Origin of the sequence: Acidovorax sp. 56 (assembly GCF_002749705.1) — a bacterium.
In the GTDB taxonomy this organism is placed as follows: domain Bacteria; phylum Pseudomonadota; class Gammaproteobacteria; order Burkholderiales; family Burkholderiaceae_C; genus Acidovorax.
The window spans coordinates 95,247-115,131 of sequence record NZ_PEEV01000001.1 but is presented as its reverse complement, the minus strand read 5'-3'; the positions used below and the strand labels follow the sequence as shown (position 1 = coordinate 115,131).

Here is a 19,885-nt window from a genome sequence, read left to right as displayed (position 1 = left end):
GACTCAGAACCGGCCTCAGGCCTTGGGCAGTGTCACGCCCACCTGGCCTTGGTACTTGCCGCCACGGTCCTTGTAGCTGACCTCGCAGACGTCGTCCTTGTCACTCTCAAAGAACAGCACCTGGGCGCACCCCTCGCCCGCATAAATGCGCGCTGGCAGGGGTGTGGTGTTGGAGAACTCCAGCGTCACGTAGCCTTCCCACTCCGGCTCAAACGGTGTGACGTTGACGATGATGCCGCAGCGCGCATAGGTGCTCTTGCCCAGGCAGATGGTGAGCACGTTGCGCGGGATGCGGAAGTACTCGACCGTGCGGGCCAGCGCGAAGCTGTTGGGCGGGATGATGCAGCTGTCGCCGTGGAAGTCGACAAAGCTCTTTTCGTCGAAGTTCTTGGGGTCCACCACCGTGCTGTGGATGTTGGTGAAGACCTTGAATTCTGGCGCGCAGCGGATGTCGTACCCATAGCTGCTGGTGCCGTAGCTGATGATTTTGTTGCCATCGCGTTCACGGATCTGGCCGGGCTCGAAGGGCTCGATCATGCCGTGCTGTTCGGCCATGCGGCGGATCCACTTGTCGCTCTTGATACTCATCGGTTGACTCCTGCGCTGCAGCACCCGCCCGGCTGCAGATGGGCGCAACGGGCGAAATGCTATTAAATATGTAGCTGGTAGCGCTTTTACATCAAGCGCTAGGGGCGTATTTTGCTTGAGAAATCACGGTTTGCTCGATGACCCGGTCGTCGCCCAGTACGATCAGCGCAAACAATAGCTCATCCAGGCTCTGTGCCTGCTGCGTCTTGCGCGCCAGCAGCGGCGTGGCCTGGGGGTTGAGCACCAGAAAGTCTGCCTCGCAGCCGGGCTGCAGGTTGCCCACCACCCCGGCCAGCCCCATAGCCTGCGCCGCGCCAGCGGTGTGCTGCCACCACAGCTGGGCTGGGCTCAAGCTCAAGCCGGTTTTGGTCTGCCCTTCGCGCGCCACGTAGTAGGCCGCCAGCATGGTGTGAAACGGGCTGAAGCTGGTGCCCCCGCCCACATCGCTGGCCAGCCCGTAGCGAAACCCGGCGCGGTCAGCGCCCGCGTAGTCAAAGAAGCCGCTGCCCAGAAACAGATTGCTGGTGGGGCTGATGGCCGCCGCCGTCTTGCGCTCGCGCATCAGGGCGCGGTCGGCATCGTCGAAGTGGATGCAGTGGGCGTACACGGCCCGCTCGCGCATCAGGCCAAAGTCGTCGTACACCGCCAGGTAGCTGCGCGAACGCGGGAACAGCTCACGCGCCCAGCGGATTTCATCCAGGTTCTCGGCCACATGCGACTGGATCCACACGTCGCCGTAGCGGGCCGCCAGTTCGCCCGCGCCGCGCAGTTGCTCGGGCGTGCTGGTGGGGGCAAAGCGCGGGGTGATGGCATAGCCCAGCCGGTCCACACCATGCCAGCGCTGGATCAGGGCTTCGGTGTCGAGCAGGCTTTGCTCAGTCTGGTCACGCACGCCGTCGGGCGAATGGCGGTCTTGCAGCACCTTGCCCGTGACGAGCCGCAGGCAGCGGCGCTGGGCCTCACCAAAGAGAGCGTTAACCGAGGCTGGGTGCGATGTGGCAAACGCCAGGGCCGTGGTCACGCCGTTGCGCAGCAGCTCGTCAACAAAGAACGCTGCCACATCGTCGGCATACTCCGGCGCGCAAAAACGCGATTCGTGGGGAAAGGTGTAGTTCTCCAGCCAGGGCAGCAGGCCATCGGCAGGCGAGCCAATCACGTCGGTCTGCGGAAAGTGCACATGCAAATCCACAAAACCCGGCGCCAAAATGCGGCCCGGCCAGTGCGTGACGGCGCCCTGCCCCGCCCACTGCGCGGCCAGCGCCTGCCAAGGGCCTGCGGCCACCACACGCTGGCGGCCCTGGGCATCGGGGGCCACGGCCAGCAGGCCGTCTTCGTCGTACAGGGCTTGGCCATCCTCGGCAAAGCGCAACAGGGCAGATCGAAATACTTGCATGGCTGGAGCTTAATAGGCCTGCGCACTGGGCCTATACCCGTGCGCGGATAGTCAATAGAAGCAGATGGGTCAGCGCGGCAGCGAGCCTTTGACGCCCTCGACCAGAAAGTTCATTTGCAGAATCTGGGCATCGCTCAACGTCTGCCCGGGCGCAATCACCTCACGGCCTTCGGTGTCGCGCACCGCCACCTTGCCTGCACGGAAGGGATGCAGCTTGCCAGCGCCCACGGCCTTCTGCGCGGCCAGCACTTCTTGCTGCACGGCCAGCGGCACCTTGGAGCCAAAGTCGCCCACGCGGATCATGCCCTCACGCACGCCACCCCACAGGTTGCCAGGCTTCCACTGGCCGTTTTGCAAGGCGCGCACCCGCTCGGTGTAGTACGCGCCCCACTGGTGCGTGACGGCAATGATCTGTGCGTCGGGCCCGGTCTTGCGCATGTCGGAGTGGTAGGCCACGGCCATCTTGCCGCGCTCTTGCGCGGCTGCCATCACGGCGGTAGAGCCCGTGTGGAAGGCGATCACGTCCACGTCCTGGTTGAACAACGCCATGGCGGCATCGCGCTCCTTGGGCGGGTCAAACCACACGTTGAGCCACACGACCTTCACGCTGGCCTGGGGGTTGACCGAACGCATGCCCAGCGTGAAGGCGTTGATGCCCTGCAGCACTTCGGGGATGGGGAAGCCCGCCACATAGCCCGCCACACCGGTCTTGCTCATGCGACCCGCCGCCATGCCGGCCAGGTAGCGGCCTTCGTAGTAGCGCGCATTGGCCGTGGCCACATTGGGTGCCTGCTTGTAGCCGGTGATGGACTCGAACTTCACATGGGGAAAGTCCTGCGCCACCTTGAGCGTGGGCTCCATGTAGCCAAAGCTGGGGGTGAAGATGATCTGGTGCCCGGTGGCGGCCAGGTCGCGAATCACGCGCTCGGCATCGGCCCCCTCGGCCACGTTCTCCACAAACGTGGTTTTTACCTGGCTGCCCAGAGCCGCCTCGACGGCCTTGCGGCCCTCTTCGTGCTGGCGCGTCCAGCCGGCTTCGGTGATGGGCGAGACGTAGACAAATCCAGCCTTGATGGGCTCGGACTTGGCGGGCGCTGCCACCGTGGCCGTCTGTGCAAAGGTGGGGGAAAGGGTTGCGGCGCCGAAAAGCGCACTCACGCAAGCCGCACGCAGTGCGGTGGCGAGGTTTTTGTACATGGTGTTCCTCTACATGGCCCGAAGTTCAGAAACAAGAAAACCGCCGGGCAGCGGTTTTCAAGAGCTGCGGATTCTACCGCTTGCTCAGGCCAGGCGCTTGAGTGTGGAATCCCCCTGGTAGCCCAGGCGGAACTGCCCAACCACTTCGCTCAGGCGCAAAGCCTGGTCGTTCAGACTCTGGGCCGCAGCGGTGGATTCTTCCACCAGCGCCGCGTTCTGTTGCGTCATCTGGTCCAGCTGGGTCACCGCAATGTTGACCTGGCCAATGCCATGGCTTTGCTCTTTGGTGGCGGCGCTGATCTCGCCCATCATGTCGGTCACGCGTTTGACGCTGGCCACGATCTCGTCCATGGTCGAGCCCGCATCGCTCACCAGGCGGGCACCGGCATCCACACTCTCCACGCTGGCGCCAATCAGGCCCTTGATCTCGCGAGCGGCATTGGCAGAGCGCTGTGCCAGGCTGCGCACTTCGCTGGCCACCACGGCAAAGCCACGGCCTTGCTCGCCTGCGCGGGCCGCTTCCACAGCGGCATTCAGCGCCAGGATGTTGGTCTGGAAGGCAATGCTGTCGATCACGCCGATGATGTCGGAGATCTTCTTGGAGCTGTTGTTGATCTGGTCCATGGTGCTGACCACCTGGGCCACCACATCGCCCCCACGCTGCGCGACTTGCGCAGCCGAGTTGGCCAGCACGCTGGCCTGGGTGGCCGCATCGGCGCTGTGCTGCACGGTGCTGGTCAGCTCTTCCATGGAGCTGGCCGTTTCTTGCAGGCTGCTGGCGGCGTTTTCGGTGCGGGCGCTCAAGTCCTGGTTACCCGAGGCGATCTGGTGGCTGGCGGTGGAGATGTTGTCCACCACACCCCGTACTTGTTGCAGCGATGTTTGCAACACCGTGCGCATCTGGTCAATGGCGCGCAGCAAGTGCCCGGTTTCATCGTTGGAGTACGACACCTGGGGTTGCCCGGTCAGGTCGAGGTTGGCAATGTCCTGGGCGCTGGCCTCGGCACGTTTGAGCGGGCGTGTGATGCTCAGCGACAGGTACCACGACAGCACCAGCCCCAGCAGCAGCGAAACCAGGCCACACACCACCAGCAGCACGCTGGTTTGCGAACGCAGCTCGTCGTTGCGCTTGGCGGCGGCATCCAGCTGGGCGCGCTGGCCTGTGGCCACTTCCTGCACGCCTGCCACATAGGTGCGGGCCATGGGCTCAAAGCGCTCGGCAAAGGCCTTGGCCGCACCCTCGGTGTCACCTGCTTTTTTCAGCTTGCTGACTTCTTCACGCGCCGCCAGGTACGCCTTGCGCATGTCCGAGATTTTGTCGTTCAGCGCCTTTTGTTCAGGCGTCACCATCTGCGATTCGACGTACTTCTGCAGCTCGTTGGTCTCAGAAATGGCCGCCGCCGTGGCGGGGGCAAAGTACTCGATCAGGCTGGCGTCGCTGCTCTTGGCAATGGCAGCTGCGCGTTGCACGCCTGCGGTGGTGTTGCGCAGCCAGTCTGCAGCAGCGCGCTCGGTCTTCAGGTTCACCGCCAGCATGGCATCGGTGACCTCGCCCATTTGCCGCAGCTTGAACACGGCAAACAGGCTGGTCAGCAGCGACAGCGAAAGAATGAGGCCGAGCACACAGGCCAGGCGCTTGGCAATGGATAGCTGATTGAGAAACATAGGTGATGAGGGTGTGGGTTACGGAACTGGCCGAACAGCGCCCGCGTGTGGGGGCCTGGCAGCAAGCAGCACGACCTCCGTCCGAAACCGCTCATGGGAGTCGTCGCGCCACAGTCCGAGCGTCGGGCGCACAGGGCCAAACGCAACAAAGTGCAACATGATACCCCGCACACCTGACAAAACACAAATGGTGAACGGATTGTCAAACTTATCCGCCATACCCAAAGCAAGAGGATGCAGCCAGGGCCGCGGGTTACGGCCCTGGTGTCCCGCTTTGGAAGCTCGTTGATGAAAAAGAAGTCGAAATCGTCGCCTGGCAAGGCGCCAACCGCAGCGAAAGCCGTAGATCCGTAGCTATCGCGAGGACTTGCAACCCAGCGTGGCAGCGACTCTCGGCGTCTTCGTGCAACGCATCGCCAACTCGGGGCACCAGACCCCGGCACCTCAATAGTCGTGCTCGACAAACGTCTCAAAGGTCTCTTTGAGCTTGTGCTCCCAAGCCCGCTTTTGGGGGTTGGACACAAAGCTGGCCTCGAAGCTGTTGAAAGCCAACTGGTAAGCATGCTTGGCCGTGAGACCCGTGGCCGCGAAGAGCTGGGTGAAGTTCTCGTTGATGTAGCCACCAAAGTAGGCCGGGTCGTCAGAGTTGACCGTCGCAGCAAGGCCTGCATCCAGCAGCTTGCCCAGGTTGTGGTCGGCCAGGTTGGGGAAGACGCACAGCTTCTGGTTCGACAACGGGCACACCGTGAGCGGGATGCGGTCTTGCGCCAGGCGCTGCATCAGCGCCGCGTCGTGCACCGCCTGCACGCCATGGTCAATGCGCTCGACCTTGAGCACATCGAGCGCGCTCCAGATGTAAGCAGGCGGCCCCTCTTCGCCCGCATGGGCCACCAGGTGCAGGCCCAACTCCTTGCAGCGGGCAAACACGCGCGCAAACTTCTCGGGCGGGTGGCCCACTTCGCTGCTGTCCAGCCCCACGCCAATGAATTGCTCGCGAAACGGCAGGGCTTGCTCCAGCGTTTCAAAGGCAGACTCTTCGCTCAGGTGGCGCAAGAAGCACAGGATCAGCGAGGCGTTCACGCCCAGCTTCTGGCCTGCGTCCACGCAGGCCCGGTGCAGGCCCTGCACCACCGTGGCCATCGGCACGCCGCGCTCGGTGTGCGTTTGCGGGTCAAAGAACAACTCGGCGTGCACCACGTTGTCGGCCGCAGCCCGCTCAAAGTAGGCCCAGGCCATGTCGTAAAAGTCCTGCTCGTGCAGCAGCACGCTGGCACCTGCGTAGTAGATATCGAGAAAGCTCTGCAGGTTGGTAAAGGCGTAGGCCTTGCGCAGGCTCTCCACATCGGCATACGGCAGCGTGACGCCATTGCGCTGGGCCAGTGCAAAGATCAATTCAGGCTCCAGCGAGCCTTCGATGTGAATGTGCAGCTCGGCCTTGGGCATCTGGCGCAGCAGATCGGGCAAGCGCTCGGCGGAAATGGGAGGGACTTTGAACATCGGCAAGCTCCGTGGGTAGGGTTGAAAACATCATGCCCTTTTGGTGCCCGGATGCAAACCGTTCAAACCAAGGACAGAATGAAAAAGGCCGCCCGAAGGCGGCCCGGTGAAGTAAAAAGCGGTGGCTTATTTCTTGTCAGCACCAGGGATCTTGCCTTCCACGCCCTTGACGTAGAAGTTGATACCGCCCAAGAACTTGTCGTCGGCCACGGCGTCTTTTTCCAGTACGGGCTTGCCGTCCTGGCCCACGATGGGGCCCTTCCAGATCACGAAGCTGCCGTCGGCCAAGCCCTTCTTCACTTCTTCGACCTTGGCCTTGGTTTCGGCAGGCACGTCTTCAGCGATGGAGACGATGTCAATCGCGCCTTCCTTCACGCCCCACCAGCTTTGGCCGGTGCTCCACTTGCCTTCCAGCGCATCACGCGTGGCCTTCACGTAGTAAGGGCCCCAGTTGATGACGGCCGATGCCAAGTGGGCCTTGGGGCCGTAGGCGGTCATGTCGCTGTCCCAGCCAAAGGCGCGCTTGCCCTTTTCTTGCGCGGTCTTGAGCACAGCGGGGGAGTCGGTGTTCTGGAACAGCACGTCAGCGCCGCCGTTGATCAGGCTGGTGGCGGCTTCGGTTTCCTTGGGCGGGCTGAACCATTCGTTTACCCACACCACCTTGGTCTTGACTTTGGGGTTGACCGATTGCGCACCCAGCGTGAAGCTGTTGATGTTGCGGATCACCTCAGGGATTGGCACCGAACCCACCACACCCAGCGTGTTGGACTTGGTCATGGCGCCAGCGATCACGCCAGCCATGTAAGCGCCTTCGTAGGTGCGGCTGTCGTAGGTGCGCACGTTCTCGGCCGTCTTGTAGCCGGTGGCGTGCTCAAACTTCACATCCTTGAGGTCGCCAGCGATCTTCTGGATGGACTCCATGTAGCCGAAGGTGGTGCCAAAGATCAGCTTGTTGCCTTGGCCAGCCAGATCACGCAGCACGCGCTCGGCGTCCGCAGATTCAGGAACGCTTTCCACAAAGCTGGTCACCACCTTGTCGCCAAACTCTTTTTCGATGGCTTTGCGGCCGTTGTCGTGCGCAAAAGACCAGCCGCCGTCACCCACAGGGCCGACGTAGGCAAAAGCGATCTTCAGTGGCTCAGGCTTGGGGGCTGGAGCAGAGGCAGCCGGCGCAGGTGCTGAGGCCGGTGCGGGCGCAGGGGCCTCGGTCTTGCCGCAGCCCACGACGGCAGCGGCAGCCAGGGCAGACAGCGCCGCCACTTTGAACAACGAACGCTTTTGCAAATCGGTCATGTCGATTCCTTGAGAGAAAACAGTGAAAACGGAGGGGAAAAACGGAAAACAACCATTATGAGCCGGGGTAAAACGGCTTGCCGAGGGACGCAGGCATGTTGACGCGAATCCATGCAGGGTTGCGCGAGATCAGGGCCAGCACCACGATGGTGGCGAGGTAGGGCAACATGCTCAGCAACTGGCTGGCCACCTGCACGCCCGTGGCCTGCAAATGAAACTGCAGCATCGTCACCCCGCCAAACAGGTAGGCACCAAGCAACACCCGTGCCGGGCGCCAGGTGGCAAAGGTGGTGAGCGCCAGCGCAATCCAGCCGCGCCCGGCCACCATGCCCTCCACCCACAGCGGGGTGTAGACGGTGGAGATGTAAGCCCCCGCCAACCCACACAGCGCCCCGCCCGCCACCACGGCCAGCAGCCGGATGCGACGCACGGGGTAGCCCAGGGCATGGGCAGATTCGGGCGACTCGCCCACCGAGCGGAGCACCAAACCGGCGCGCGACCGATACAGGAACCACACCAGCGCCACCACCAGCACCATGGTGATGTACACCAGCGGATGCTGCTGGAACAGCGCAGGCCCCACCAGCGGAATATCGCCGAGCACGGGAACAGCGTACTTGGGCGATTCGGGGAGCTTGGCCTGTACGTAACTGATGCCCGCAAATGCCGAAAAACCCACGCCAAACAGGCTCAGCGCCAACCCCGTGGCGTATTGGTTGGTGTTGAGCCAGATCACCAGCACACCAAAGATGGCGGCCAGCAACGCGCCTGCGGCCATGCCTGCGGCAAAGCCCAGCCAGGTGTTGCCGGTGTGCACCACGGTGGCAAAGCCCGCAATGGCGGCGCAAAGCATCATGCCCTCGGCCCCCAGGTTGACGATGCCTGCCTTTTCGTTGATGAGCAGGCCCAGGGCTGCAATGGCCAGCACGGTGCCCGCGCTGAGCGTGGCGCCGATAAGCAGTGCGTACGATTCCATCACTTGCCCCCCTTCGAGGCCGCCCAGCGGATGCGGTAGGCAATCAAGGTGTCACACGCCAGCAGCGTGAACAACAGCAGCCCCTGGAACACGCCCGTGAGCGATTTGGGCAGACCCATGCGCGATTGCGCCAGCTCGCCGCCGATGTAGAACATGCTCATCAAAATGGCCGAGAGGATCATGCCCACGGGGTGCAAGCGCCCCACAAAGGCCACGATGATGGCGGCAAAGCCGTAGCCTGCCGGCACATAGGGTGTGAGCTGGCCAATGGGCCCGGCCACTTCCAACGCACCCGCCAGGCCCGCTGCGCCGCCCGAAATTAGCAGTGCCGTCCACAGCGCGCGGCGCGATGAAAAGCCCGCATAGCGCGCTGCCGCAGGCGCCAGCCCACCCACCTGCTGGGCAAAGCCCGCCCGGGTGCGGAACAGAAACACCCACAGTGCCCCCGCCCCGGCCAGCGCCAGCAGAAGGCCAATGGACACGCGCGAGCCCTGCATCAGCCGCGGGATCTGCGTGACCTTCTCGAACGTCTTGGTCTGCGGAAAGTTGTAGCCCATGGGGTCCTTCCACGGACCATAGACCAGGTAACCCAGCACCAGCGTGGCCACATACACGAGCATCAGGCTCACCAGGATTTCGTTCGCATTGAACTTGTCGCGCAGCAGCGCCGTGAGCCCCGCCCACGCCATGCCGCCCAGCACCCCGGCCAGCAAGATGGCGGGCACGATCCACGGCCCGGTGGTCTTGTCGGCCAGCAGCGCCACGCCCCCCGCCACCACGGCGCCGATCACAAACTGCCCCTCGGCGCCAATGTTCCAGACATTGGAGCGAAAGCACACCGCCAGCCCCAGCGCAATGAGCAGCAGCGGCGTGGCCTTGACCATGAGTTCGCCCAGGGCGTACTGCGACTTGATCGGCTCCCAGAAGAACACTTGCAAGCCCCGCACCGGGTCTTTGCCCAGCGCCATGAACAGGGCCACACCAATCAGCACCGTCACGGCCAGCGCCAGCAGCGGCGAGCCGTAGGTCCACAGGCGCGAAGCCTGGGGGCGCGGTTCCAGCTTAAACATGCTGAGCCTCCCCGGCGGTGGCCTGCTGCGCAGCATGGGCCAGATGGGCCTGCACATCGGCGTGCCACAGGCCGCTCATCCACTCGCCAATGCGCTGCACCGTCGCTTCGGCACGCGGCACCGAGGGCGACAAATGCCCCTTGGCCACCACATGCAGCCGATCGCAAATTTCAAACAATTCGTCCAGCTCCTCACTCACCACCAGCACCGCGCAGCCCGCGTCACGCAGCGCCAGAATCGAGCCGCGAATCTGCGCGGCCGCGCCCACGTCCACGCCCCAGGTGGGTTGCGAGACGATAAGCAGCTTCGGCGCGGCATCGATCTCACGCCCCACGATGAACTTTTGCAGGTTGCCGCCCGACAGCGACTTGGCGGGCGCGTTGGGCCCACCGGCCTTGACGTTGAAGCGCTGGATCAGCGCCTCGGCATGCTTTTGCAAAGCCCCCACCTTGATCCAGCCACTGCCGCTGACCGAGTTGGTGCGCGTGAGCAGCAGGTTGTGCGCCAGGCCCATGGTGGGCACGGCGCCACGGCCCAGGCGCTCTTCGGGCACAAAGTGCAGACCCAGGGCACGGCGCTGGCTGGGGCCCATGCGGCCTGCGCTCTGGCCTGCCACCTGGATGCTAGCGGGCTCGGCGCGCTGGTCTTCGCCCGACAAGGCATACAGCAACTCTTTTTGGCCATTGCCCGACACGCCCGCAATACCCACCACCTCGCCCGCCTTGACCTCAAACTCCAGGTCGATCAAGTCCACGCCAAACTGGTCAGCGCGCGGCAGCGACAGGCCCTGCACGCGCAGCACCGTGGCGCCGGTCTGCACCGCACGGTGCTCCAGCGCAGGCGGCTCGGCGCCGATCATCAGGCGCGACAGGGAGGCGTTGGTCTCTTCGGCCGGGTTGCACACCCCGGTGACCTTACCGCCCCGCAGCACGGTGCACGCGGTGCACAGCGCGCGAATTTCGTGCAGCTTGTGGCTGATGTAGAGAATGCTGCAACCCTCAGACGCCAGCTTGCGCAACACCACAAAGAGCTTTTCGACCGCCTGGGGCGTGAGCACCGAGGTGGGCTCGTCCAGGATCAGCACCTTGGGGTTGGTGAGCAAGGCGCGGATGATCTCCACGCGCTGCATCTCGCCCACGCTCAGGGTGTGCACAGGGCGCAGGGGGTCAATATCGAGGCCGTATTCGGCGGCCTTGGCGGTGATGCGGCTGGTGACTAAGGCCAGCGTCAGGCTCTTGTCCAGGCCCAGCCACACGTTCTCGGCCACTGTGAGGGTGTCGAACAGGCTGAAGTGCTGGAACACCATGGCAATGCCCAAGGCCCGTGCCTCTTGCGGGTTGCGCACCTGCACGGCCTGGCCGTTGAAGTGCACGCTGCCTTCGTCGGGCTTGACCGAGCCGTAGATGATTTTCATCAGCGTGGACTTGCCTGCGCCGTTTTCACCCAGCACAGCGTGGATCTCGCCGGGCTGCACCGTCAGCGACACGCCGCTGTTGGCCACCACGGCCGGGTAGCGCTTGGTGATGCCCGCCAGCTGCAGCCGTGGCGGCGCCGCACCAGGCGCTGAAGGAATGGGGGGAGAACTCATGCGGGGATTGTCTCTCAGAATTACAACTTGTTATCTTTGGTCGTATAGGGGCAAATCATGCCTTGCGGCTTATTCAGCATACGCAAGCAGCTATTCTTTTCGTAGCGATGCAGCGACGGACTTGACGCTGTCGCGCAGCCACATGGCCGCTGCCGAATGGTGGGTGCGCGCATGCCACAGCTGGTAGTACAGCAGGCGCGGAAACGATACCGGGCTGGGCAAAATGGCCACCGGCAGCTGCGCCGTGAACCGCTCGCAAAACTGGCGCCCCGTGGTCAACACCAGCAGGCTGGAGGCCACGATGTGCGGAATGGCGCTGAAATGCGCACACCGCGCGGTGATGTTGCGCGAAAGGCCCAGGCTGTCCAGGTGCGCATCGATCACGCCACGCGCACCGGGGTGGGTGGGCGTGGGGGCAATGTGCTCAGCCGCCAGCCAGTCAGCCTCGGTCCAGCCCCGGCGCACGGCCGGGTGGTCTTGGCTCACCAGGCACACCACCTCGTCGCCAAACAGGCGGCCCATGTGCAGGTCTTCCGGGGGCTGGGGCCAGTTGCCGATCACCACGTCCACATCGCCCTGGGCCAGGTGGGCGTGGTAGTGCGCATCGGCCGACAGGGGCAGGATTTCAATGGGGCACAGCGGTGCCTGTGCCTTGATGCGGGCCACCAGTTGGGGCAAAAAAAGCGGGTCCAGGTAGTCGCTGGCCGCCACGCGAAAGGTGCGGGTGGCCGTGCGGGGGTCAAACCCCCTTGCGTCGGAGAACAGCGCCTCGGCCGAGCGCAGGATCAGCGCAGCGGGCTCCACCATGCGCAGCGCAGCATCGGTGGGCATCATGCTGGCGCCCGATCGCACCAGCAGCGGATCGCCCGCCAAGTCGCGCAGGCGCTTGAGCGCGGCCGATACCGCTGGCTGGTGCATGCCCAGGCGGACGGCGGCCCTCGATACGCTGCGTTCAGTGAGCACGGTGTGCAAGACCCTTATGAGATGGAGGTCTATCTTGTCGAAAAGGGCTTGGTCTCTCATAGCGGGGCTTGCATGGGTGTCATAAGCTTGTGCTTATGCTGGCAGCGGCGCGGCGCCCTACCCTCTGATGAACAAATAGAAATTGAAGCGGTATCTTTCATGACGACCCGACCCTTGCAATTCTTGCGCCGAGGCCAGCCCGTGGCGCTGGGCAATGTACCACCCGACCGCACCTTGCTGGAGGTGCTGCGCGAGGACATGGGCTGCACCGGCACCAAGGAAGGCTGCGGCGAAGGCGACTGCGGCGCCTGCACCGTGGTGCTGGGCGAGGCCGATGGCCACGGCAAGGTGCGTTACAGCGCCGTCAACAGCTGCATCCGCCTGGCCCATTCGATTGACGGGATGGCACTGTGGACGGCGGAGGACCTGGCCGAAGACCCGCTGATCCAGCCGGTGGCCACCTCAACGCAGCCGAGGGACAGCAGCGCACTGCATCCGGTGCAGGAAGCCATGGTGCAGTGCCACGGCTCCCAATGCGGCTTCTGCACCCCCGGCTTTGTGATGAGCCTGTTCGGCATGTACCAAAACCAGGTGTGCCAGGGCCGCAGCATCTCGCGCGCCCAGGCCGCGCAGGATTTGTCGGGCAACCTGTGCCGCTGCACGGGCTACCGCCCCATTCTGGACGCCGCGCAGCACATGGCCCAGCTGCCAGCCATGGCCGTGAACGAAGCCGATTTGCTACAAAAATTAGAGCTTCTTGCGCTTACCCCACAAGCGCCAGAGGCCAATTTGGCTTACATCACCCCCACCACCCAAGCCGAACTGCTGGCCGCCCGCGCTGCCCACCCCCAGGCACAGGTGGTGGCAGGCGCCACCGACGTGGGCCTGTGGGTGACCAAGCAACACCGCCAGTTTCCCCAGGTGCTGGATGTGACGCGCGCCGCCGAGCTGCGCCGCATCGACGAAACGCCAGAGCACATCGCCATCGGCGCCGCCGTGACGTTGACCGAAGCGTTTGCCCGGCTCACCGCCCAGTGGCCCAGCCTGGCCGAGTTTGCCCACCGCTTTGCGGGCCTGCCCGTGCGCAACTCGGGCACGCTGGGCGGCAATGTGGCCAACGGCTCGCCCATTGGCGACTCCATGCCGCTGCTGATCGCGCTGCGTGCCCAGGTGGTTCTGGCCAGCCAGGCGCGGGGCGAGCGCGCGCTGCCGCTGGAAGCCCTGTACACCGGCTACCGCCAGAACGTGATGGCGCCCGACGAGCTGCTGGTGCGCATCGTGGTGCCGAAGCCATCGGCCACCGAGTCCGAGCCGCCGCCGGGCCGCCCCAAGGCGGCGAGCGCCCCCACGGGGGGCAGCGACGACACGCCAGTGCAGAGCGTGGGGGTCAACATCTTGCAGGCCTACAAAATCTCCAAGCGCTTTGACGACGACATCTCCGCCGTCTGCCTGGTGTTGAACCTCGACATTGCAGGCGGCACGGTGCAGCGCGCCAGCATCGGCGCCGGTGGCGTGGCCGCTACTCCGGTGCGCGCACGGCAAACCGAGGCCGCACTGCAAGGCCAGCCGTGGACCGAGGCCACTGTGCAGCAAGCCATGCGCGTGCTGCAGGCCGAGTTCAGCCCCATCTCCGACATGCGCGCCAGTGGCGACTACCGCCGCACAGTGCTGGGCAACCTGCTGCAGCGGTTTTGGCTGGAAAGCCAGGGCGGCGCCCCGGCCAGCATTGCGCAACTGCATGCAACCCACCTGGAGGGCGTGCTGTGAAACCTTCCACCGACCACACCGTGCCCGACACCGCCCTGCCCGCCCCTGCACGCACCGCCATGGGGCAATCGCACTTCCACGAAAGCGCACGCGCCCAGGTCGCTGGCGCCGCACATTACATCGACGACCTGCCCGAGGTGAAGGGCACGCTGTATGCAGCGCCCATCCTTTCCACCGTGGCGCACGGCACGCTCAATGGCGTGGATGCCAGCGCCGCCTTGGCACTGCCCGGCGTGCGCGGCGTGGTGCTGGCGCAGGACGTGCCCGGCGACAAGCTGCTGGCCGCCTTTGCGCACGACGAGCCCGTGTTTGCCCACAGCACCGTGCAGCACATGGGCCAAGTCATTGGGCTGGTGGTGGCCGACTCGGTCATGCAGGCGCGCCGCGCCGTGCGCGCCGTCAAGCTGGACATCACGCCCCTGCCTGCCGTGCTGACGGTGCAGGACGCGCTGCAGGCCGAAAGCTATGTGCTGCCGCCGGTGTTTGTGCGCCGGGGCGACGCAGCGGCAGGCCTGGCCCAAGCCGCACACCGCCTCAGCGGCGCCTTTGAAGTGGGCGGGCAAGAGCACTTTTACCTGGAAGGCCAGATCGCCTACGCCCTGCCGCTGGAGCAAAAGCAATGGTGGATCTACTCCAGCACCCAACACCCTGGCGAAGTGCAGCACTGGGTGTCACACGCCTTGGGCATTGACAACCACGCCGTGCGCGTGGAGTGCCGCCGCATGGGCGGTGGCTTTGGCGGCAAAGAGACGCAAGCCGGCCACCTGGCCGTGTGGGCCGCCGTAGCCGCGAACAAGCTGGGCCGCCCCGTCAAGCTGCGGCTGGACCGGGACGAGGACTTCATGGTCACCGGCAAGCGCCACCCGTTTGCCTACGAGTACGACGTGGGCTTTGACGACACCGGCCGCATCACGGGCCTGAAGCTGCAGATGGCCGTCAACTGCGGCTTCAGCGCCGACCTGTCCGGCCCCGTGGCCGACCGCGCCGTGTTCCACGCCGACAACGCGTACTACCTGAGCGATGTGGAGATTGCTTCATACCGCTGCAAGACAAACACCCAGAGCCACACGGCGTTCCGAGGCTTTGGCGGCCCGCAGGGCGTCATCGTCATCGAAGCCATCCTGGGCGACATTGCCCGGGCGTTAGGCCACGACGCGCAGGATGTGCGTTTGGCCAACCTGTACGGGCGCGATGCCAGCGAGGGCCGCAATGTCACCCACTACCAAATGGCGGTGGAAGACAACATCCTGCATGCGCTGCTGCCGCAGCTGGAGCAGACCGCCAGCTACCGCCAGCGCCAGGCCGAGATTGCCGCATGGAACGCGCAAAGCCCGGTGCTCAAGCGCGGCCTCGCCATCACGCCGGTCAAGTTCGGCATCAGCTTCACGGCCACGCTGTTCAACCAGGCGGGGGCTCTGGTGCATGTGTACACCGATGGCAGCGTACAGGTGAACCACGGCGGCACCGAAATGGGCCAGGGCCTGCACACCAAAGTGGCGCAGATCGTGGCCGATGAGTTGGGTGTGCCGCTGCACCGCGTGCTGGTCACGGCCAGCGACACCAGCAAGGTGCCCAACGCCAGCGCCACGGCGGCCAGCAGCGGCACCGACCTGAACGGCCGCGCCGCCCAATACGCCGCGCGCCATGTGCGCGACAACTTGGCATCGTTCGTGTGCGGGCTCGACGGCTGTGGCGCCGGGGCCATCCGCTTTGCGGGGGGGCAGGTCATCTCGCCCCAGGCCACGCGCAGCTTTGAAGCCGTGGTCAAAGAAGCCTACGCCAACCGCATCCAGCTGTGGAGCGACGGCTTTTATCGCACGCCCAAAATCCACTACGACAAAGCCACCCTCACCGGCCGGCCGTTCTACTACTTCAGCTACGGCGCGGCCTGCTCTGAGGTGGTGATCGACACCCTGACGGGCGAGAGCCGCGTGCTGAAAGTGGACATCCTCCACGACGTGGGCCACAGCATCAACCCGGCCATCGACGTGGGGCAGATCGAGGGCGGCTTTGTGCAAGGCATGGGCTGGCTCACCACCGAGCAACTGGTGTGGAACGACAAGGGCCTGCTCACCACCCACGCGCCCAGCACCTACAAAATTCCGGCCACGGGCGACATCCCGGCCCACTTCAAAGTGGATTTGTGGCCCGAGGCGAACCGCGAAGACAACGTGGGCGGCAGCAAGGCCGTGGGCGAGCCGCCCTTCATGCTGGCCATCAGCGTGTACGAGGCGCTGCGCAACGCGGTGGCTGCGGGGCGTGGCGATAAAGCAGCCAGCACACCCGTGGTGCTGACTGCGCCAGCCACGGCAGAGAACGTGCTCCGGGCCTTGGGACGGCTGGGCTGAAGCCCGGTTATTGAGTCGGAATGGACCCCATTGAACCGTTCACGCTGAGCCTGTCGAAGCGCCGCGCAAGGCTCTAGCAGGCTCAGCCCGAACGGATTTTTCAAGTTCAAAGAGGCCGACCCACTCAACAATGCGCGGGCAGCCCTCAAGCAGAGCCCAGCGCCATGCGCCCAGACGCGGGCATCTCGCGCGCGCGGCCGGTTTCCACTCGGTTGCGGCCTGCGCGCTTGGCGTCATAGCAGGCCATGTCGGCGGCATACAGCACGGCAGCCACATCGGGCATGGAAGCGTCCAGCGCCACCAACCCGATGCTCATGCTCAAGGTAAAACTGCTGCCCTGGTAGGACGGCGCCCAAGCCTGCACCGCCTGGCGCAGTTGCTCGGCCACGGCTTGGCCCCGTGCCAGCGCACAGCCCGGCAGCACCACGGCAAACTGGTCGCCCCCCACGCGTGCGGCCCAGCCCATCTGGCGCACTTGCGACTCCAGCAGCCGCGCCACATGGCGCAGCGCATCGTCGCCTGCATCGTGCCCGGCCAGGTCGTTCACCACGGTGAAATGGTCCAGGTCCATGAACAGCACCACGCCCTCAGCCAGTGCACCGGCCTGCGTGAGTGCACCGTCATCGCGCACGCGGGTGCTGCGCTCGGCCAGCAAGGCGCCCAGGCGCTGGTCAAAGGCGGCGCGGTTGTAGAGCTGGGTCAGTGCGTCGTGCGATGCCTCCCAGGTCTGCTGCTGCTGCGCCTGGCGGACGGCGGTGATGTCTTCCAGAATCCACACCGTTCCGCCATCCATCGCATCGGCCCGCACGCCACGGCCCTGCACACGCGCCCACACCGGGCTACCGTCCTTGCGCATGAAGCACACGTCGCCATCAAACGCGCCGTGCACCGCAAACTCGGCCTGCACCCGGGCGCCGGTGCGCGCGTAGTCTTCGGCCGATGCGTAAATGGTGCGCGCGGGCTTGCCCTGCAGCTCTTTGGGGGTGTAGCCCAGCATCAGGCAGGTCTGGCGCCCCACCACCTCCAGCATGCCGTGGCGGGTGATGACAATGCCCACCGAGGCATGGTCCAGAATTGCCTGAAACTGCCCACCCAGCGTGGTTTGCAACGCTGCATGGTGGCTGCCCTGGCGGGCCAGACGCTCCAGCACCTGCACCACATCGCCCACCTCGCCACCCGCCTGGGGCCACAGCCTGGGCGCCTTGGTGTCATGGCGCAGCAGCTGCTGTGCAGCCAGCCGCAGGTGGGCCAGTGGCTGGGCCATCCAGCCCAGCAAGCCCAGCAGGGCCAACACGCCTGCACCAATGGCGCCCGCCAGCACCCACCACGCATCGCGCTGGGCACCGGCCAGGGGCGCCAGCAGCGCCCGTGAGTGGCTCACCCGCGCCACCATCCACTGCGGCAGCGGCATGCCCGCCATGCTCACAATGTGCTCAGGCAACACCTGTGTCGCACCACGGCCCACCAGCGGCTGCGCCTGTTGCAGCCACCGGGCATAGACATCCGACAGGCCCGCTTCGTCGCGCACATTGCCCAGCACCCGGGTGGGGTCTGAATGCGCAAGGATGGTGCCGTCGCGCGAGAAGACCACCAGGCGCGATTCATCGCGCTCGGGCAGCGCCATCGACGGTGGCAGCAAGCCTTGTGACTGCAGCTTGAGCGCCCCGGCCAAAGCCCCCAGCACCGCACCATCCTCTTGGTGCAGCGGCATGGTGAAGGCAATGCGCGCATCGCCCGTGCCCCCGGCAATCAGCTCTGACACCTGGGGTTTGCCATCCGCCAGCGTGCGGCGCAGCACATCGCGCTCGGCAGGCTCCAGCGAGGCCGGTGGCACTGCGTGCCCGCCGCGCAGGTTCAGCCGCAGCTCGCCATCGCTGCCTGCAATCTGCACGGCGTCAAAAAAACCCAGCGCAGGCAGGCTCTGGTACGGCAGGGCTTCAGGGGCATTGGCGGGCTCCAGCATGCGCGGGGCAATGCCTGCAGCCACGGTGCGCAGCACCTTCTGGCTTTGCTCTATCTTGCTGGCCAGCAGGCGGGCAATCACCTCCACCTCGTCGGTCTGCTGCGCCACCACCCGGCGCACGGCCTCTTGGCTGGACACCTGCGACACATGCCATGCCGCGCCCACACCGGCCAACAGCACGGCACACACCGCCACCGCCATCATCCGCAGCACCAGCGGCCCCGGCAGATGCCAGCTGGGCGCTTCGGGCGGATGCACGGCAGACGGCGGCGCGGTCATGGCGCACCCAAGCAGTGGCGCAACCCCGCCCCGGGGGCAACAGCGGCGTGGGCAGTGGAGATTGCAGGCATGGGGGCTGGATGAACCGTGGTGGGTTCCAGCAAATATACGCAGCCCCCCTGCCCCCCGGGTTGGGTGGAACCCTCATCAAATCACACGGAGAAACCCTAAGAACCTGTTCTAAGCCCCGTCGACGATCTCGCCAGATCGCCTTCACACGTAGCCCCCAACAAAAACGCCGTCCGTGCAACCCACTGCACGAACGCGCTCAGCCCCTGCGGGCGATTCGTCGAATGAACGGACGGCTAACCGCTGAAGATCAGCTGCCCGCCATGGTCTGCAAGGCCAGCGGCTGCGGCAGGTTCAACACATTGCCGGTGCCGTGGATGAGCCCCATCTCACGCAGGTGGCGCAGCACGCGCGAGAAGGTCTCAGGGGCGATGCCCAATTGCGCCGCAATCAGGCGCTTGCGTTGGTGCAGCGTGACGCGCATGGTGCCCGAGGGGTCTTGCTGCGCGTGGTTGAGCAGCCACTGCGCGCAGCGGGTTTCAGCATCATGCGCCAGGCGGCTCACGGCCAGCTCAGACTGCTGGCGATAGCCCATGGCCATGTCCAGCAGCAGGCCGCGCGCGCCCTCGGGCATGGCGGCCAGGCTGCTGCGAAAGTCGGCAATCGGGACGCGGCGCACCTGCACGCGGGTCTCGGCCACCATGTCCACCGGCAGCGGCAGGCCCAGCAGGGCCGAGGCGGCGTCCAGCCAGAAGGGGCCTTCTACCGCACCCAACTGGTGCCGCAGATAGCCTTCTTCATAAAAGCCCCGCAGCACCCTGCCGCTCTCCAGGTGCAACACCGAGGTCAACACCTCGTGGCGCCTGCGCAGCACTTCGCCGGCGGCAAATACTTCCGTCTGGACGGGCAAGGAAAATAAGTTGGATGGCAGCATGCGATTGAATGTGCCGCCCCCACGCGCTTCAGGCTTTGAGCAAGATCAAAAGCCGCGCTGAACCTACCCCGATTAGCTCAAAGCCCGCAGCCATGCCCCTTTGGCAGCCGTCGGCCTGTTGCCAATCCGGCGCATGCAGCGCCCTGCATCCGCGTACATCGCAGGTGCTTGGGGCCAAAAGTGACAACATGCAACCGCCGGGGCACAGAACTTGCTCAGCCTTCTGGCATGCAGGCGAAGTGCACCACTTGGCGGCAATCGGCAGCGCCACCGCAGCCGAATGCGCAGCGGTGCCACTGCAGCGGCATTCTTTGTTTTTGCCTTGTTTACAACCCTTCCAACCCCAGGAGAACCC

General features: G+C 65.1%; 14 protein-coding genes. 2 read left to right on the top strand and 12 right to left on the bottom strand.

Features of this window, described 5'->3' with window-relative positions; genetic code table 11:
• Positions 1-15: 15 nt before the first annotated feature.
• From dcd to CLU88_RS00425, 10 genes are all read right to left on the bottom strand, one after another.
• Positions 16-588, bottom strand: coding sequence for a dCTP deaminase (gene dcd / locus CLU88_RS00470; protein ID WP_099654908.1), 573 nt, complete (start codon positions 586-588; stop codon positions 16-18).
• Positions 589-679: 91 nt separating this feature from the next.
• On the bottom strand, positions 680-1,981 hold the full coding sequence (gene guaD, locus CLU88_RS00465; RefSeq protein ID WP_099654907.1) for a guanine deaminase: 1,302 nt from the start codon (positions 1,979-1,981) through the stop codon (positions 680-682).
• A 69-nt stretch (positions 1,982-2,050) separates the two neighbouring features.
• On the bottom strand, positions 2,051-3,178 hold the full coding sequence (locus CLU88_RS00460) for a BMP family ABC transporter substrate-binding protein (RefSeq protein ID WP_099654906.1): 1,128 nt from the start codon (positions 3,176-3,178) through the stop codon (positions 2,051-2,053).
• Between the two features lie 84 nt (positions 3,179-3,262).
• Positions 3,263-4,843 (bottom strand): methyl-accepting chemotaxis protein, encoded by a 1,581-nt coding sequence (locus tag CLU88_RS00455; RefSeq protein WP_099654905.1) that lies wholly within the window; start codon positions 4,841-4,843, stop codon positions 3,263-3,265.
• A gap of 444 nt (positions 4,844-5,287) precedes the next feature.
• Entirely contained in the window at positions 5,288-6,340 is a 1,053-nt protein-coding gene (locus tag CLU88_RS00450; protein WP_099654904.1) for an adenosine deaminase, read from the bottom strand.
• 126 nt (positions 6,341-6,466) lie between these two features.
• The gene (locus tag CLU88_RS00445; protein WP_099654903.1) at positions 6,467-7,633 is read right to left on the bottom strand and encodes a BMP family ABC transporter substrate-binding protein; all 1,167 of its coding nucleotides are present in this window, start codon (positions 7,631-7,633) and stop codon (positions 6,467-6,469) included.
• A gap of 55 nt (positions 7,634-7,688) precedes the next feature.
• Entirely contained in the window at positions 7,689-8,609 is a 921-nt protein-coding gene (locus CLU88_RS00440) for an ABC transporter permease (RefSeq protein ID WP_099654902.1), read from the bottom strand.
• On the bottom strand, positions 8,609-9,679 hold the full coding sequence (locus CLU88_RS00435) for an ABC transporter permease (protein ID WP_099654901.1): 1,071 nt from the start codon (positions 9,677-9,679) through the stop codon (positions 8,609-8,611). The genes CLU88_RS00440 and CLU88_RS00435 overlap by 1 nt, the downstream gene beginning before the upstream one ends.
• On the bottom strand, positions 9,672-11,267 hold the full coding sequence (locus CLU88_RS00430) for an ABC transporter ATP-binding protein (RefSeq protein WP_099654900.1): 1,596 nt from the start codon (positions 11,265-11,267) through the stop codon (positions 9,672-9,674). The genes CLU88_RS00435 and CLU88_RS00430 overlap by 8 nt, the downstream gene beginning before the upstream one ends.
• 90 nt (positions 11,268-11,357) lie before the next feature.
• Complete coding sequence (locus tag CLU88_RS00425; RefSeq protein ID WP_099654899.1) at positions 11,358-12,290, bottom strand: LysR family transcriptional regulator; 933 nt, start codon at positions 12,288-12,290, stop codon at positions 11,358-11,360.
• Positions 12,291-12,389: 99 nt separating this feature from the next.
• Between CLU88_RS00425 and CLU88_RS00420 the strand changes: the two genes are divergently transcribed.
• A complete protein-coding gene (locus tag CLU88_RS00420) occupies positions 12,390-13,997 on the top strand; it encodes a xanthine dehydrogenase small subunit (protein ID WP_099654898.1) in 1,608 nt (535 codons plus the stop codon).
• 59 nt (positions 13,998-14,056) lie between these two features.
• On the top strand, positions 14,057-16,345 hold the full coding sequence (xdhB, locus tag CLU88_RS00415) for a xanthine dehydrogenase molybdopterin binding subunit (protein WP_099658532.1): 2,289 nt from the start codon (positions 14,057-14,059) through the stop codon (positions 16,343-16,345).
• 145 nt (positions 16,346-16,490) lie between these two features.
• On the opposite strand, the gene CLU88_RS00410 is transcribed toward xdhB, so the two are convergent.
• Positions 16,491-18,587 carry a diguanylate cyclase domain-containing protein gene (locus CLU88_RS00410; protein WP_099654897.1) on the bottom strand — a complete coding sequence of 699 codons (2,097 nt, stop codon included), beginning with the start codon at positions 18,585-18,587 and terminating at the stop codon, positions 16,491-16,493.
• A 319-nt stretch (positions 18,588-18,906) separates the two neighbouring features.
• The gene (locus CLU88_RS00405; protein ID WP_099654896.1) at positions 18,907-19,530 is read right to left on the bottom strand and encodes a Crp/Fnr family transcriptional regulator; all 624 of its coding nucleotides are present in this window, start codon (positions 19,528-19,530) and stop codon (positions 18,907-18,909) included.
• Positions 19,531-19,885 lie beyond the last annotated feature (355 nt).

Excerpts from the sequence above, each read along its gene's own strand:
- dcd (WP_099654908.1), bottom strand. The coding sequence starts at position 588 with ATGAGTATCAAGAGCGACAAGTGGATCCGCCGCATGGCCGAACAGCAC.
- CLU88_RS00445 (WP_099654903.1), bottom strand. The coding sequence starts at position 7,633 with ATGACCGATTTGCAAAAGCGTTCGTTGTTCAAAGTGGCGGCGCTGTCT.
- xdhB (WP_099658532.1), top strand. The coding sequence starts at position 14,057 with ATGGGGCAATCGCACTTCCACGAAAGCGCACGCGCCCAGGTCGCTGGC.
- CLU88_RS00440 (WP_099654902.1), bottom strand. The coding sequence starts at position 8,609 with ATGGAATCGTACGCACTGCTTATCGGCGCCACGCTCAGCGCGGGCACC.
- CLU88_RS00460 (WP_099654906.1), bottom strand. The coding sequence starts at position 3,178 with ATGTACAAAAACCTCGCCACCGCACTGCGTGCGGCTTGCGTGAGTGCG.
- CLU88_RS00430 (WP_099654900.1), bottom strand. The coding sequence starts at position 11,267 with ATGAGTTCTCCCCCCATTCCTTCAGCGCCTGGTGCGGCGCCGCCACGG.
- CLU88_RS00455 (WP_099654905.1), bottom strand. The coding sequence starts at position 4,843 with ATGTTTCTCAATCAGCTATCCATTGCCAAGCGCCTGGCCTGTGTGCTC.
- CLU88_RS00435 (WP_099654901.1), bottom strand. The coding sequence starts at position 9,679 with ATGTTTAAGCTGGAACCGCGCCCCCAGGCTTCGCGCCTGTGGACCTAC.
- CLU88_RS00450 (WP_099654904.1), bottom strand. The coding sequence starts at position 6,340 with ATGTTCAAAGTCCCTCCCATTTCCGCCGAGCGCTTGCCCGATCTGCTG.
- guaD (WP_099654907.1), bottom strand. The coding sequence starts at position 1,981 with ATGCAAGTATTTCGATCTGCCCTGTTGCGCTTTGCCGAGGATGGCCAA.
- CLU88_RS00410 (WP_099654897.1), bottom strand. The coding sequence starts at position 18,587 with ATGACCGCGCCGCCGTCTGCCGTGCATCCGCCCGAAGCGCCCAGCTGG.
- CLU88_RS00420 (WP_099654898.1), top strand. The coding sequence starts at position 12,390 with ATGACGACCCGACCCTTGCAATTCTTGCGCCGAGGCCAGCCCGTGGCG.
- CLU88_RS00405 (WP_099654896.1), bottom strand. The coding sequence starts at position 19,530 with ATGCTGCCATCCAACTTATTTTCCTTGCCCGTCCAGACGGAAGTATTT.
- CLU88_RS00425 (WP_099654899.1), bottom strand. The coding sequence starts at position 12,290 with ATGAGAGACCAAGCCCTTTTCGACAAGATAGACCTCCATCTCATAAGG.